We start from the raw sequence: 15,220 nt of genomic DNA, 5'->3' as shown, positions 1-15,220 counted from the left end.
GTCAGGGCATCTCGCTGACGGTCCAGTAGCGGTCGATCGAGCGCATCACTTCGACGAAGGCGCGGTAGTCGACCGGCTTGGCCATGTAGCCGGCCACGCCCAGTTCGAAACTGCTGAGCTTGTCCTGCTGTTCGGCCGACGTGGTCAGCACCACCACCGGGATCAGGCGCAGCGCGGGATCGCGCTTGGCCTCGCGCAGGAACTCGATGCCGCTCATGATGGGCATGTTCAGGTCCAGCAGGATGATGCAGGGGCGCTCGTTGCCCGGCGTGCGCAGGTAGTCCAGCGCGGCCTCGCCGTGCTCCAGCGCCACCACGGTATTGCCCACGCCGATCTCCTTCAGGGCGCGCTTGACGGTCATCACGTCCACGCTGTCGTCCTCGATCAGCAGTATGGGCTTGCTTGAATTTTTCATCGGCTATCCTTGGGCCATGTGAAATAGAAAGTGGCGCCCGCGCCCGGCGCGGACTCGACCCAGACGCGGCCGCGGTACATCTCGACGATTTTCTTCACCAGTGCCAGGCCGACGCCGGTGCTCTCGACGCGGTCGCGCGGGGCCAGCGTCTGGAACAGCTGGAAAATACGGTCGAAATGGCGCGGCTCGATGCCGGGGCCGTTGTCGGCCACGGCGAAGCGCCAGTGGCTGCCCTCGTCGGCACAGCCGACGCTGACGCGCCCATCCGGGCGGTCCATGTATTTAATGGCGTTGGAAATCAGGTTGTGAAACACTTGCTGCAGCCGGGTCGGCTCGCCGGCCACGGTGGGCAGGCCGGGGGCAATATCGACGACGATGCCGGGCGGCGGCGCCAGCAGGTCGACCACCTCGGCCAGCACCCGGTTCAGGTCCACCGGGCACACCGCCTCGCGCACCCGGCCCACCCGCGAATACTGCAGGATGCCGTCGATCAGCGCGCCCATGCGGTGCACGCGGTTGATCAGCAGGCGCATGTGCTCCTTGCCTTCGTCGTTGAACTGCTCGGCGTAGTCGGTGGCCAGCCAGTCGGCCAGCGAGCCGATGCCGCGCAGCGGCGCCTTCAGGTCGTGCGACACGACGTAGGCGAAATTGGTCAGTTCCTCGTTGGCGCTGCTCAGCTCCTGCAGCAGCTGCTGGGTTTTCTGCTCGGACTGCTTGCGCTCGGTGATGTCGCGCACCAAGCCGGTAAACATGCGCTTGCCGCCCAGCGTCATTTCCGCCACCGACAAGTCCATGGGGAACACGCTGCCGTCGCGCCGCATGCCCTGCACTTCGCGCCCCTTGCCGATGATGCGCTTCTCGCCCGTGGCCAGGTAGTGCGCCAGGTAGCCGTCGTGCGCGCTGCGGTGCGGTTCGGGCATCAGCATGGAAATGTTGCGGCCGGCGACCTCGTCCTCGCGGTAGCCGAACATGCGCTCGGCGGCCGGGTTCAGGCGCTCCAGCGCGCCGTGCTCGTCGATGGTGATGATGGCGTCCACGGCCGTTTCGAACACCGCGCGCATGCGCGCTTCGCTCTCCTCGAGCGCGCGTTCGGCGGCCTTGCGCGCGCTCACGTCGTGCACCGTGGCCATCACCATGTCCTGGCCGTCCGGGCTGCGCAGCGGCGACAGGCTTACTTCGACCGGAAATTCGCGTCCTTCGCGGTGGCGGCCGAACAGTGCGGCGCCGGCGCCCATCACGCGTGGATGCGGCTGTGCGCTGTAGCCCTCGCGCAGCGCCTCGTGGCCGCGCCGAAAGCGCTCCGGGATCAGCGTTTCCACCGGCAAACCCTGCAGCTGCTGCTGCGCATAGCCGAAAAGCGCCTCCAGCGCAGGATTGGCCAGCGCGATCAGGCCGGCGCGGTCGACGATGATGACCGGGTCGGTGGCCGACGCCAGCAGCCAGGCCAGGCTCTGGTCGGCAATGGGGGGATTCTGCACGCAAGGTCCCTGCGGTTGTCGAAGAGGCCACCATCATACGATCGATACCCCTGCCCGGTAAAGCCCGCCCCGCCAGCGGCGAAATTGCGGGGCGATTTGACCTGGATCAAACCGGCTACTGACGCGCCCTGCCCGCTTCCCCTACAGTGGTGCCAGTGGAAGAGTGGAGAATGCAATGCAACAAATCGATAGCAACTTGATAGCAAGCCTGCAGCGCGCGCTGCTGGAGCGGCGCGGCGCCCTGGCCGGCGCGGTGCGCGCGCGGCTGTACTCGGACGGCAGCGAAGATGCCAGCACCCTGGCCACCTGCAACGCCCTGGCCGATCCGGCCCAGGCCGACGCGCTGGGCGAGGATGAATTGGCGTTGCTGCACCAGGACTGCCGCCAGCTGGAGGCGGTTGAGCTGGCGCTGAGCCGGATGGCGGACGGCAGTTACGGCCTGTGCCAGCAATGCGGCCAGCCGGTTGCCAAGGCGCGCCTGGAGGCGCAGCCCACTGCGGTGCTGTGCCTGGACTGCCAGCAGGCCAGCGAGCGGCACTATCGCGTGCAGCCCGTTTGACACGTGTCGTTTCCCAACCCAAGGAGTTTGCCATGACTTACCGCACTATCCTGGTCCATGCGGACCTGTCGCGCCATGCGCCGCAGCGCATCCGCTTTGCCGCCACCCTGGCGCGCACCTTCGACGCCCACCTGGTCGGCGGCGCCATGACGGGCGTATCGCGTTTCCTGATGCCGGCCAGCATAGCCATGGGCGGGCCGATGATCGCGGAACAGGTTGACCTGATGCGCGAGAGCGCCGAGCGTGCGCTGGCCCAGTTCGACACGCTGGCCGACCAGACCGGCGCGCCCTCCTTCGAGCGGCGCCTGGTGCGCGACGAGTTCGACGGCGGCATGGCCCTGCAGGCGCGCTATGCGGACCTGGTGGTGCTGAGCCAGACCGATCCGGACAACCCGGTACCGGGCGACTGGAATGACCTGCCCGAGTACGTGCTGCTGAACGCGGTCCGGCCGGTGCTGCTGGTGCCGTACGCCGGCGACTGGGAGCACACCGGCAGCCACGCGCTGGTGGCGTGGGACGGCAGCGACGAGGCCACGCGCGCCGTCACGGCCGCCTTGCCTCTGTTAAAGCTGGCTGCCCGGGTGACGGTGGTGGTGTTCAACCCGCAAAGCCGCTGGGGAACGCACGGCGAACAGCCGGGCGCCGACCTGGCGCTGTATCTGAGCCGGCACGGTGTGAAGGTGGAAGTGAGCGCGCAGCCGACCGCGCTCGACGCCGGCAACGCGCTGCTGTCGCTGGCGGCCGACACGGGGGCCGACCTGCTGGTCATGGGGGCCTACGGCCACGCGCGCCTGCGCGAGATGCTGCTGGGCGGCGTGACTGCCACCATATTGCGTGACATGACGTTGCCGGTGCTGATGGCGCACTAGCAGGCGCCGGGTGCGGCCGGCCCGGCGATGTGGCGGCTCAGGCCGCCACGCACTCGGCTTCGATGCGGCCTGCGGCCAGGTCCTGCAAACCGGGCAGGTCGAGAATGCGCAGGTCGCGGTTGTTCAGGTCGATCCAGCCGGCCTTGCGGAAACGCGCCAGCAGGCGGCTGATGCTCTCGATGGTCAATCCCAGGTAGCCGCCGATATCTTCGCGCGACATGCGCAGCTGGAAGCTGGACGGCGAGAAGCCGCGCGCGGCGTAGCGCGCGCCCAGCTGGGTCAGCAGCAGCGCCAGGCGCTGCTCGGCGCGCATGTTGCCAAGGAATAAAGCCACCGCCTGCTCGCGCTGGATCTCGCGCGCCATGGTGCGGTGGAACTGCTGCATCAGCTCGGGCACCTGGGCCACCAGCTCCTGCAGCCGGGCGAACGGAATCTCGCACACTTCGCTGTCTTCCAGGGCCACCGCGCTGCAGCTGTGCTGGGCGGCGCCGATCGCCTCCATGCCCAGCAGGTCGCCGGCCATGTGGAAACCGGTGATCTGCTGCTCGCCACGCTGGTTCACCTGGGCCGTCTTGAAGTGGCCCAGCCGCACCGCGTACAGGCTGCCGAAGGACTGGCCCATGCTGAACAGCTGCTCGTCGCGCTGCACGCGGCGGCGACGCGAAATTATCTGGTCCAGGCGGCGCATCGTGTCCTCGCCCAGTCCCTGCGGCAGGCAGAAGCGGTTGAAGCTGCACAGGCCGCAACGCGGCTGGGCCGGTGCGCGGAGGGCGGAGGCGATGGGAATGGTGGCGTTCACAGTGGACTCCTGGAATTGGGGATGGCTAAGTTGAGTCACAGTATCGACCATGCCTGCCCGGCGCGCTATCGGGTATCCCGGCCAGATGCTGTAGGGGATCCCCTACGCGAGCGAAAAACAAGCGGGTTTGATCTGGATCAAAGAACCGGACGGCCGTACGGCGCTACAGTCGCTTATGCGCTCAGGGAGGACAATATGGACAATTTGCATACCGCCGCACGCGACCGGATCCTGGCCATCCTGTCGGCCGGCGCCGACTTGACGCTGGCCACGCTACGCCCTGACGGCTATCCGCAGGCGACCACGGTCAGCTATGTAAACCAAGGGCTGGTGCTATACGCCGGCGTCGGGTTGGACAGCCAGAAGGCGCGCAACATCGCCTATTGTCCCAAGGTATCGCTGACCATCAACCTGCCCTATACCAACTGGAACGGCATCCGCGGCATCTCGGCGGCCGCTACCGCCACCATCGTCAACGGCGCCGACGCGCTGGAGCGGGTAGCCGCGCTGATGGTGCACAAGTTTCCTGAGATTAAGCACATGCAGGCGGCAGGCAATCCGCCCGGCTGGGGCAGCGTGCTGGTGCTGCGCATCGTGCCGCAAGTGGTCTCGCTGCTGGACTACAGCGTGGAATTCGGCCACACCGAACTGTACGCGGTGCCGCCCGAGGCCTGCGCGGCGGACTGAGCGATGAATCCGGCGCAGCACCCCGGCATCAGAAAGTGACCTTGAGCGCCGCCGGCAAGCCGCCGGCCGCGATGGAAATGCCTTCCACCGTCAGGCCTTCCTGGGCCTGCCGGAACGGCAGCACGCCGTCGCGGCCCAGCTGTTCCACGCGCTGCACCCTGCCTGCGCCCGGCCCCAGCACGCGCAGCACCACCGAACCGTCGCGCGGCAGGCCGACGGCATACACCGCGTCGCCCTTGCTGGTGAAACGCCAGCTGTCCTCCCCGAACTGTTTCCACGGCCGGGTGCCGTAGATCGCCTCGCCGTTGTTGTCCAGCCAGGCGCCCACTTCCTGCAAGGTGCGCTGCTGCTCCTCGGGAATGACGCCGTCGGCCCTGGGCGACAGGTTGAGCAGGTAGAAGCCGCCCTTGCTGACCGTATCGACCAGGCGGCCGACGATGGCGCCGCCGCCGGCCACCTTCATGCCGCTGGTATAGCCCCAGGTGCTGCCGATGGCGTCGTCCACCATCCACGGGCCGGGCCGGATGTCCGGCGGCGAGCGCGCGCCGATCTTCTCGAAGTCGATGATGGCGCCGACTTGCTGCGTATCGTCGTTGCTGGGGGCGTAGGCCACGAACTTGCTGCCGATCGAGACTTCCTTGTTCCAGGCTCGGGCGCGGTTGTAATAGTGGGCCGCCACGCGCAGCTTGAGCGGATCCAGCACGCGCAGGTTGACGCCGTTGTCGAACCACAGCAAGTCCGGCTGGTACTGGTCGATCAGCTCCAGGTTGCGCGCCAGCCAGTCGCTCAGGAAGCGCGTCATGGCAGCCGGGCTGCGGTCGGCCACGTTGTAGAAGGCGGCCCACTTCGGGTCGTACAGGTCCGCCTGCGCCGCTTTGAGCCTGTCGTCCAGCGCCTGCGGCGGGTTGATAAAAGTGAAATTCTCCACGCCGTGGTTGGACACGCCGAACTTCATGCCTTCCTTGCGCACGGCGGCAGCCAGCTCGCCGATCAGGTCGCGCTTCGGCCCCATGCGGAGCGCGTTGAACGGGGTGACCTTGCTGTCCCACAGCGCAAAATTGTCATGATGCTGGGCGGACGGCATCACGAAGCGCGCGCCGGAGCGGCGGAACAGGCCGGCCCATTGGGCCGCGTCGAACTTCTCCTGCCGGAACATGGGGATGAAATCCTTGTAGCCGAACTGGTCGGGCGCGCCGAAATTGGCCGTGTGCCAGGCCAGTCCGGCGCCGTACATGTACTTTTCATACCATTCGTTGCGGTGCGCGGGCACGGCGTACACGCCCCAGTGCATGAAGATGCCGAACTTGGCGTCCTCGAACCAGGCCGGAGTGCGGTAATGCTTGCGGATGGACTCCCAGTCCGCCTCGAACGGGCCGGCCGGCAGCGGCGTGGCCACCGCCGCGCCGGCCGCCGCCACGATGGCAGGCGTGGCCGGCGGTCCCATGACGCCGTAGTCGTACAGCCTCGACTCTGGCACGCCGCCCCGGTCCGGCTTGGGCAGCGGGCCGGCCACGGCCAGTGCCGGTATCAGCAGTGAAAGTATCAGTCGCGTGCGTGACATCGCGGTCTCCGATAGTTATTTTAGCTGCCTGCTAGCGTAGCGCGCTCTCACGTTTCGCGCACGTATCGCTTTGTATCACTCATAAACATGATTAGATTGCGTCAGCCGTTGACACTGGTGAAACGACTCTCGATACTCGAAATCCTCGCGGGCGACCGCTCAGCCAAGACCTTTATGCACACCTATCGCATCGCCGGCATCGCAACGGCGCTGGCCGTGGCGCTGGACGCCGGCGCCGCCACGGCGGCCGGTCCTGTTCAAATCGCCGGCAAGCAGCTGGAAAACCTGGACCGCGGGGTAAGCGCCATTGCCGCCAATGGCGCGGTGTTTGTCAGCTGGCGCGCCCTGGCCACCGACCCGGCCGGCATGACCTTCAATCTCTACCGCGACAGCCGGCGCGTAAACGCCGCGCCGCTGAATGCCACCAACCACCTGGACGCCGCAGGCAGCGCTGCAGCCGCCTACACGGTGCGGCCGGTGCTGCCTGGCGGCGCCGAGCAAGCGCCGGCCAGCGCGGGCGCCACATGGCCGCGGCAGTACAAGACCATCCCGGTCCAGAAGCCCGCCGACGGCGCCACGCCGGATGGCAAGCGCTACGGCTACGAGATCAATGACGGCTCGGCGGCCGACCTGGACGGCGACGGCAGCTATGAGCTGATCGTGAAGTGGCAGCCGGCCAATGCGCGCGACAATTCGCAAGCGGGCGACACCGGCCATACCTATATCGACGCCTACAAGATGGACGGCACCCGCCTGTGGCGTGTTGACCTTGGACGCAACATCCGCGCCGGCGCGCACTACACCACGTTCCTGGTGTACGACTTCGACGGCGACGGCAAGGCCGAACTGATGGTCAAAACCGCCGATGGCACTGTCGACGGCAAGGGCGCGGTCATCGGCGATCCGAAAGCCGACCACCGCAACGACAGGGGCTACATCCTGTCCGGCCCCGAATTCATCACCGTGTTCAACGGCGAAACCGGCGCGGCCATGGCCAGCGCGCCCTACCTGCCCGGCCGCGGCGATGTGGCGGCATGGGGCGACGCCTATGGCAACCGGGTAGACCGCTTCCTCGGCGGCGTGGCCTACCTGGACGGCGCCCGCCCCAGCGCCATCTTCTCGCGCGGCTACTACACGCGCGCCGTGGTCGCGGCCTGGGACTGGCGCGGCGGGAAGCTGAGCAGCCGCTGGGTGTTCGACAGCGACGTGGCGGGCGGCGAGGTGAACCACCAGGGCGCGCACTGGCTATCCGTGGCCGACGTGGACAACGACGGCCAGGATGACATCATCTACGGCGCGGCCACCATCGCCAGCAGCGGAAAAATGTTGTACAGCACCGGTCTGTGCCACGGCGATGCCCTCCATGTGGGCAAGCTGAACCCCGCCCTGCCCGGCCAGCAGGTTTTCATGGTGCACGAAACCCCGAGCTGCTACGGCAAGCACGGCGTGGAGATGCACGACGCGGCCAGCGGCAAGCTCCTGTGGAGCCTGGACGGCAAAGGCGCTGACGTCGGACGCGGCGTCTGCATGGACATCGACCCTGCCCACCTGGGAGAGGAATGCTGGGCCTCGGTAGGCGGTTTGATGAGCGCGGCAGGCGTGCAGATATCCAGCGAACGCCCGCGCCGCATCAATTTCGCGGCCTGGTGGGACGGCGACCTGCTGCGCGAATCGCTGGACGGCACCCGCATCGAGAAGTGGAACCCGCAAAGCGCCACGCTGCTGCCCCTGGTGAACGGCGCCGACGCTGGCGCCGCCGCCAACAACGGCACCAAGGCCACGCCGGTGCTGTCAGCCGACCTGCTGGGCGACTGGCGCGAAGAAGTGGTCTGGCGCAGCGCCGATAACAACGCCCTGCTGGTGTTCAGCACCACAGCGCCCACCGCGCACCGCATACCGGCGCTGATGCAGGACGCCCAGTACCGGGTGCAGGTAGCGGGCCAGAACGCCGGCTACAACCAGCCGCCGCATCCCTCGTTCTACCTTGGCGCAGGCATGGCGCAGACCGCCGGCGTTGCGCGCACTGCGCACACGCACATGGAACAATTGAAGCAGGCCGAGAGCCGTCCTGCCGATGTCCAGAATCTCGGCACCAAGCGCAGCTTTGCCGGCGACTACGACGGCGCCATGGCCGCCTTCGACCAGCGCCCGGGCGCGCGGGTGAACGACAATCCGGCCGATATCGACAAACTGGCCAATGCCCAGGCCGTTGACGCCGTCGACGCCATCGTGGCCGAGGCGCGCAACAAGCGCATCGTGCTGCTGAACGAGGCGCACCACGTCCCCATGCACCGCGCCTTCGCCAAACGGCTGGCCGCCGAATTGCGCAAGGTTGGCTACACTTACCTGGCTTGCGAAACGTTCAGCACTGATATAGGGGAACGCCCGCCGGGCAACATCCTCACGCGCGCCCACGGCTACTACCTGGAAGATCCCCTGTTCGCCGACTTTGTCCATTCCGCGCTGGCGGACAACTGGAAGCTGGCCGGCTACGAGTCCGCCGAAGCATTGCAGCAGCTGGCCCCCATGGAACGCATGCGGCGGCGCGAACTGGTGCAGGCCACCAACCTGGTTGAGCGAATCTTCGCAAAAGATTCCCAGGCCAGGGTCTTCGTCTACGTAGGCTATAGCCACCTGTTGAAGACGCCCGCCGGCGAGGCGCGCGGCGCCGTCATGATGGGCGAGCACTTGCGGCGCATGACTGGCCTGGAGACGCTGCACGTCGAGCAGGAACGTTTCTATTCCCATCCGGACCCGGCATTCAATGGCCAGACCTACCAGGCCATCATTGACAAGTACCAACCCGCCTCGCCCATCATATTGAAAACCGCCGACGGCAAGCCGCTGGTCCTCAAAGGCATGGCGCAGCGGTCCGACATGCAGGTTATCTTTCCGCCGTACGCCAACAGCGCCGACTATGGCCGCCCCACGTGGCTGGAACAGCTGGCGGGCCGCAAGCCGCAGGCCATACCACCGGCGCTGCTGCCCGCATCCGGCCGCAGGCTGATCCTGGCCCATCGTGCGGGCGATCCCGAGAATGCCCTGCCTGTCGACACCGTCCTGGTGGAAGCCGGCAAACCTGTGCCCAAGCTGATGCTGCCACCCGGCGCTTTCCGCTTCAGCGCCCAGGACTAGACTCAACACTTGCAACGAGAGACTAATTTGACTACCTTTAGCCGCCGCACCTTTCTTCAAGCCTCTGTTCTCGGCGCCGCGCCGCTGCTCGCCGCCGGAAGTACGCCTGCGGGCGCCGCCGAATCCGCGCCCGCAGGCCAGCCTGCGGGCACGCCTCCGCCCCGGCCTGCCGCCACGCCGGACAAAAGCGCCGAGCTGCGCTGGCTGGACGGTGTGCCGGGGCTGTCGCAAGGCGTCACGCTCGGCGTGCCCTGGCCCCAGGGCAAGGTCGCCAAAGGCCAGGCCTTCGTGCTGTCCTCGCCGGGCGGCGCCGGGGCCGCCGGTATCGCCGTACAAAGCTGGCCCCTGGCCTACTGGCCGGACGGCACGCTGAAATGGAGCGCGCACGCCTTGCTGACCGGGGCCGGCATGTCCGAAACCCTGACACTGGCGCCCGCCGGTGGAAAATCGGCAGCCGGCCTCGGCCCCGGCTCCGGTCCAGCCGTGCGCGTGCAGGAGAGCGCGAACGAAGTCTCGGTCGATACCGGCGTGGTCTCCTGCCAGGTTCCCAAGCGCGGCGCCCACTTGATCCGCTCCATCACGCGCGCAGGCCGCGTCATTGCAAGCAACGGTAAGCTGGTGGCCTTAAGCGACGACCAGCCGGATGGCAGCGCCGGCGCTACCCGTCAGACGGCCTTCGAAAGCGACATCAGGACGGTAACGGTTGAGCAGCGCGGCCCGGTGCGCGCCGTCGTCAAGATCGACGGCATGCACCGCAACGGCCAACGTGCCTGGCTGCCATTTTCGGTGCGGCTGTACTTCTACGCGGGCGCCGAATCGGTGCGTATCATGCATACCTTCGTTTTCGACGGCGACGAGCACAAGGAATTCATACGCGGCGTCGGCCTGCGCGTCAGTGTGCCGATGCGCGACCAGCCGCACGACCGCCACGTGCGTTTCGCCGGCGAGGACCAAGGCCTGTGGGCCGAAGCGGTGCGCGGCCTCACCGGCCTGCGGCGCGATCCCGGCGCCGCCTTCCGCTCGGCCCAGGTGGCCGGCCTGGCGTGCCCGCCGCTCGACACCATGGCGCCCAACGTGCGCAAGCTGATGCACCTGATACCGGCCTGGGGCGACTACACGCTGTCCCAGCTGTCGGCCGACGGTTTCCAGATCCGCAAGCGCACCAAGCCGGGCCACGGCTGGATCGACGCCGCGTGGGGCCGCCGCGCGCCGGGCGCCGGCTACATCGGCGGCGCCTCCGGCGGCGTCGCCTTTGGCTTGCGCGATTTCTGGCAGCGCCACCCCACCCAGCTCGACATCCGCAAGGCCCACACCGACGATGCCGAGGTGACGCTGTGGATGTGGTCCCCCGATGCGCAGGCGATGGACATGCGCTTCTACCACGACGGCATGGGCATGGAAACCCACGCCGACGAACTCGATGGCCTGGAAATCACCTACGAGGACTACGAAAAGGGCTACGGCAGCCCGCACGGGGTGGCCCGCAGCAGCGAAATCACGCTGTGGGCGCTGGCCGCCACCCCGTCGCGCGAGGCCATGACCCGCCTCGCACAGGCCGTGCAGTCGCCGCCGCAATTGGTGGCGCAGCCTGCGCACTACCTGGCATGCAACGTGTTCGGCGGCATGTGGAGCCTGCCGGACCGTTCGCACCCTGCCAAGGCCGTCATCGAGGATGAACTGGACCGCCGCTTCGACTACTACCGTGGCCAGGTGGAGCAGCACCACTGGTACGGCTTCTGGAACTACGGCGACGTGATGCACACTTACGACGCCGACCGCCACGTCTGGCGTTACGACGTCGGCGGCTACGCCTGGGACAACTCCGAGCTGTCGCCCGACCTGTGGCTGTGGTATTCCTTCCTGCGCACCGGCCGCGCCGACATTTTCCGCCTGGCCGAGGCCATGGTGCGCCACACCAGCGAGGTGGACATCTACCACCTGGGCCGTTTCGCAGGACTGGGAACGCGCCACAACGTGCAGCATTGGGGTTGCAGCGCCAAGCAGGTGCGCATCAGCGCCGCCGTGTACCGCAGGTTCTACTACTACCTCACCGCCGACGAGCGCATCGGCGACATCATGCACGAGCTGCTCGACGCCGACGCCAAGCTGGCCGACGTGGACCCGGTGCGCAAGCGCGCCGCGCCGCTGGACAAGTCGCTCTATCCGGCACGCGCCAGCTTCGGCACGGACTGGGGCTCGCTGGCCGGCAACTGGCTCACCGAGTGGGAGCGCGGCGGCAAGCCGCTGTACAAGTCCAAGCTGTTGACCGGCATGCGCGACATCGCCGCCATGCCGCACGGCTTCTTCAGCGCCGAGCGCGCCGGCTACCAGCCGAAGGATGGCCATCTGGCCAATATGGCGGGCGACAAGGTCCAGGCCAGCCACCTCAACGCGGTATTCGGCGCCGTGGAAGTGTTCGCAGAGCTGATCTCGGTCACCGGCGACAAGGCCTTTGAGCGCGCCTGGGTGCAATACTGCACGCTGTACAACGCCAGCCGGGAGGAGCAAACCAGGGCGCTGGGCATGCCGCACGGCGGCACCAACGCGCTGCGCGTGGGCCATTCGCGGCTGACCGCCTACGCTGCGTGGCGCACCGGGAACGCCGAGCTGGCGCGCCGCGCCTGGCGCGAGTTCCATGAGCGTCCTGCTCCGCTGGTGCGTCCGGTCGAGCTGCGCGGCCCGGCGGTACTCAATCCGGTGCAGGAAGTCGACTGGATCAGCACCAACGACACCGCACAATGGGGCCTGGCCGCAATCCAGAACCTTGCGCTGATCGGCGACCATATTCCTGCAAAATAAATCGATAAAGAGACCATGAAGATTTCCCTGTTCACCATGCTGCTGGCGGCCAGCTTTGCCGCCAGCGCGCAAACCGCCGTCCGCAAGTTCGACTTCAGCGCGCAGCCGGCTGCCGGCTACACCGCCGTCCCGCAAGCAAGCGAGTACAGCGCCGGCCGCGGCTACGGTTTCGAACCCGGCGCCATGCCCGGAAAGCCGTCCTTCTTCTCGGTGGACCTTCCCGAAGGCAGCTACAACGTCACCGTGACGCTGGGCGGCGCCATGGAAGGCAGCACCACCATCAAATCCGAGCTGCGCCGCCTGATGCTGGAAAACGTACGCAGCGCAGCGGGCAGGACGGAAGTGCGCACCTTCACCGTCAACATCCGCACCCCGCAAATTCCGGCCGTTGCTGGCCTGGCGGCCGGCGCCGTGAATCTCAAGGCGCCGCGCGAGACGGTGCAGGAAGCCTGGAACTGGGACCGCCGCCTGACACTGGAATTCAACGGCGCCAGCCCCGCCGTGCGCGCCATCGAGATCACGCCCGTGCAGGCGCCCACCATTTTCCTGCTGGGCGACTCCACCGTTTCCGACCAGCCCGGCGAGCCCTACGCCAGCTGGGGCCAGATGCTGCCGCGCTTCCTGAAGCCCGGCGTGGCCGTCGCCAACTACGCGCAATCCGGCGAAACCTATCGCGACTCGCTGTCCCGGCGCCGCCTCGACAAGGTGCTGAGCGCCATGCGGCCCGGAGATACCGTGATGATGCAGTTCGGGCACAACGACCAGAAACAGATCAAGGATGGCAAAAGCGGCCCGTTCACCACCTACAAGGCCGAGATCAAGCAGCACGTGGACAGTATCCGGGCACGCGGCGGCGTCCCCGTCGTGATCTCTTCGATGGAGCGGCGCGCCTTCGACGCCAATGGCAAGGTGATTCCGTCGCTGATCGACTACGCCACCGCCGCCCGCCAGTCGGCGCTGGAGCTGGGCGTGGCCTTCATCGACCTGAACTCAATGAGCAAGCCGCTCTACGAGGCGCTGGGCAGCGAGGCGTCCAAGGCCGCCTTCGCTGAACCGCAGCCCGGCCGCACCGACAACACGCACCACAACAACTATGGCGCCTACGAACTGGCGCAGGCGGTACTGACCGGCATGCGCCAGGCCGGCGTGCCCGCCGCGTCCTATATCGCGGACGGCTACGGCAGTTTCGATCCGTCCAAACCGGACCCGGTGGCCAGGTTCGCTGTTCCGCCCAGCCCCAAGTTCACCAACGAGCGCCCGTTGGGCGACGAGGCCAACGCCGGCACGGACACCGGCGCCAACGCCTACATCTTTGCCTACTTCACAAAGAACGGCGAGGACGGCCTGCACCTGGCCGCCAGTGCCGACGGCTACCGCTGGGACAAGCTGGGCGGCGGGCGCAGCTACCTGACACCCAAGGTCGGCATGTCAAAGCTGATGCGCGACCCGTGCATCGTGAGGGGACCGGACGGCACCTACCATATGGTCTGGACTTCGGGCTGGAAAGAGAACAACATCGGCTACGCCTCGTCGAAGGACCTGGTCAACTGGTCCGAGCAGCAGGAACTGCCCGTCATGGCCCATGAAAAAGGCGTACTCAATGCCTGGGCGCCTGAAATCGTGTACGACGAGCAGCGCGGCGAGTACCTGATCTTCTGGGCTTCCACCGTACCCGGCAAGTTCACGGAGACGGCCGGTTCGTCCGAGGAAAAGTACAACCACCGCCTGTACGCCACCACCACCAGGGACTTCAAGACCTTCACGCCTACCCGGCTGTTCTACGATCCCGGTTTCAGCGTGATTGACGCCACCTTCGTGCGCGCCAACGGCAAGAACCACTTGATGGTCAAGGACGAAACGGTGAAGCCGCCGCGCAAATACCTGCAGGTGGCCGATGCCCCCGCATTGAACGGCCCGTTCGGCAAGCTGGGCGCCCCCATCACGCCGCCGGGCATGTGGGTGGAGGGTCCGACCGCCATCCAGGCCGGCGCCGATGTCATCGTCTACTATGATGCCTACCGCAGCAAGCATTATGGCGCGATGCGCTCGCGCGACCTCGTTACCTGGGAAGATGTGACGGCCAAGATGCGCTTCCCGGACGAAGGCACGCCACTGCGTATGCGCCACGGAACCGCCTTCGCCGTACCTGCCGCACTGCTCGAGCAACTGCGCGCAGAATAATACTGACAACCCTGGAGACTTACATGAAACGACTGCTGCTCGCCCTGGCCACCGCCGCCACCCTGAATCTGGGCCTGTCGCTGCCCGCCGCCGCGCTGGATCCCGCCACCACCACGCCCAGCGACCAGAACTACCTCGCGCGGGTTCCCTACCAGACCTACTTCGCCGACTACCTCGCGCTGCGCAAAGGCCGCCAGTCCGACATCATCTTCATCGGCGATTCGATCACGGAACAGTTCCGCTGGGGCGCCGGCGCGCCGGTCTGGAATACGCGCTTCGACAACCGCGCTTTCGATTTCGGCCTGGGCGCGGACAGGACCCAGCACGTGCTGTGGCGCCTGGACAATTTCGACCTGTCCTTCCTGAAACCGAAGGTGGCGGTCATCATGATCGGCACCAACAACGTCAGCAACGAGCCCGAAGACATCGCCAAGGGCATCAAGGCCGTGGTGGCTGCGACGCAGAAGAAGTTCGCGGGGGTGAAAGTGGTGGTGGTCAGCATCCTGCCGAACGCCCGCGCGGACCAGCGCATGGCGGCCGTGAACAAGCTGCTGGCCCCCATGGCCGACGGCAAGTCGATCTGGTATCTGGACCTGGCCGCGCGCTTCACCCCGGAAGGCGACAACTGGAAAGGCCTCAGCGGCGACAAGCTGCACCTGACGGCGACCGGCTACAACATGTGGGCCGACGAGCTGGACGCCCTGCTGGCAACCGTTCAGAAATAGCATGACCCGCCC

At 67.0% G+C, this 15,220-nt stretch carries 11 protein-coding genes; 7 read left to right on the top strand and 4 right to left on the bottom strand.

Annotated features, from left to right (window positions below; all coding sequences use genetic code 11):
- Position 1: 1 nt before the first annotated feature.
- Together ASD15_RS18970 and ASD15_RS18965 are read right to left on the bottom strand one after the other, a co-directional pair.
- Positions 2–415 carry a response regulator gene (locus ASD15_RS18970; RefSeq protein WP_057156569.1) on the bottom strand — a complete coding sequence of 138 codons (414 nt, stop codon included), beginning with the start codon at positions 413–415 and terminating at the stop codon, positions 2–4.
- Positions 412–1,893 carry a PAS domain S-box protein gene (locus tag ASD15_RS18965; RefSeq protein ID WP_057156568.1) on the bottom strand — a complete coding sequence of 494 codons (1,482 nt, stop codon included), beginning with the start codon at positions 1,891–1,893 and terminating at the stop codon, positions 412–414. The genes ASD15_RS18970 and ASD15_RS18965 overlap by 4 nt, the downstream gene beginning before the upstream one ends.
- A 175-nt stretch (positions 1,894–2,068) precedes the next feature.
- Between ASD15_RS18965 and ASD15_RS18960 the strand changes: the two genes are divergently transcribed.
- Positions 2,069–2,452, top strand: coding sequence for a TraR/DksA family transcriptional regulator (locus tag ASD15_RS18960; protein ID WP_057156567.1), 384 nt, complete (start codon positions 2,069–2,071; stop codon positions 2,450–2,452).
- 32 nt (positions 2,453–2,484) lie between these two features.
- Positions 2,485–3,321, top strand: a complete 837-nt coding sequence (locus tag ASD15_RS18955; protein ID WP_057156566.1) for a universal stress protein — start codon at positions 2,485–2,487, stop codon at positions 3,319–3,321.
- A 37-nt stretch (positions 3,322–3,358) separates the two neighbouring features.
- Here ASD15_RS18955 and fnr read toward each other — a convergent pair whose 3' ends face one another.
- Positions 3,359–4,120: a fumarate/nitrate reduction transcriptional regulator Fnr gene (gene fnr, locus ASD15_RS18950; protein ID WP_267877830.1), complete on the bottom strand. Its 762-nt coding sequence runs from the start codon at positions 4,118–4,120 to the stop codon at positions 3,359–3,361.
- A gap of 195 nt (positions 4,121–4,315) precedes the next feature.
- Between fnr and ASD15_RS18945 the strand changes: the two genes are divergently transcribed.
- Complete coding sequence (locus ASD15_RS18945) at positions 4,316–4,807, top strand: pyridoxamine 5'-phosphate oxidase family protein (RefSeq protein ID WP_057156565.1); 492 nt, start codon at positions 4,316–4,318, stop codon at positions 4,805–4,807.
- Positions 4,808–4,835: 28 nt separating this feature from the next.
- On the opposite strand, the gene ASD15_RS18940 is transcribed toward ASD15_RS18945, so the two are convergent.
- Positions 4,836–6,368, bottom strand: a complete 1,533-nt coding sequence (locus ASD15_RS18940) for an alpha-L-fucosidase (RefSeq protein ID WP_057156564.1) — start codon at positions 6,366–6,368, stop codon at positions 4,836–4,838.
- A gap of 174 nt (positions 6,369–6,542) precedes the next feature.
- Between ASD15_RS18940 and ASD15_RS32785 the strand changes: the two genes are divergently transcribed.
- Genes ASD15_RS32785 through ASD15_RS18915 form a run of 4 tightly spaced genes read left to right on the top strand, consistent with a single transcriptional unit; the run spans position 6,543 to position 15,208 of the window.
- Positions 6,543–9,503 carry a rhamnogalacturonan lyase gene (locus ASD15_RS32785; RefSeq protein ID WP_162249922.1) on the top strand — a complete coding sequence of 987 codons (2,961 nt, stop codon included), beginning with the start codon at positions 6,543–6,545 and terminating at the stop codon, positions 9,501–9,503.
- A gap of 27 nt (positions 9,504–9,530) precedes the next feature.
- A complete protein-coding gene (locus ASD15_RS18930) occupies positions 9,531–12,302 on the top strand; it encodes a hypothetical protein (RefSeq protein WP_057156563.1) in 2,772 nt (923 codons plus the stop codon).
- 15 nt (positions 12,303–12,317) lie between these two features.
- Positions 12,318–14,483 (top strand): GDSL-type esterase/lipase family protein, encoded by a 2,166-nt coding sequence (locus ASD15_RS33265; RefSeq protein ID WP_229418258.1) that lies wholly within the window; start codon positions 12,318–12,320, stop codon positions 14,481–14,483.
- Between the two features lie 23 nt (positions 14,484–14,506).
- Positions 14,507–15,208 carry a GDSL-type esterase/lipase family protein gene (locus tag ASD15_RS18915; RefSeq protein WP_057156562.1) on the top strand — a complete coding sequence of 234 codons (702 nt, stop codon included), beginning with the start codon at positions 14,507–14,509 and terminating at the stop codon, positions 15,206–15,208.
- Positions 15,209–15,220 lie beyond the last annotated feature (12 nt).

Source organism: Massilia sp. Root351, assembly GCF_001425045.1.
Taxonomy (GTDB): Bacteria; Pseudomonadota; Gammaproteobacteria; order Burkholderiales; family Burkholderiaceae_D; genus Rugamonas.
Note: the sequence above shows the minus strand (reverse complement) of the source record. Positions and strands in the feature narration are given on the sequence as shown.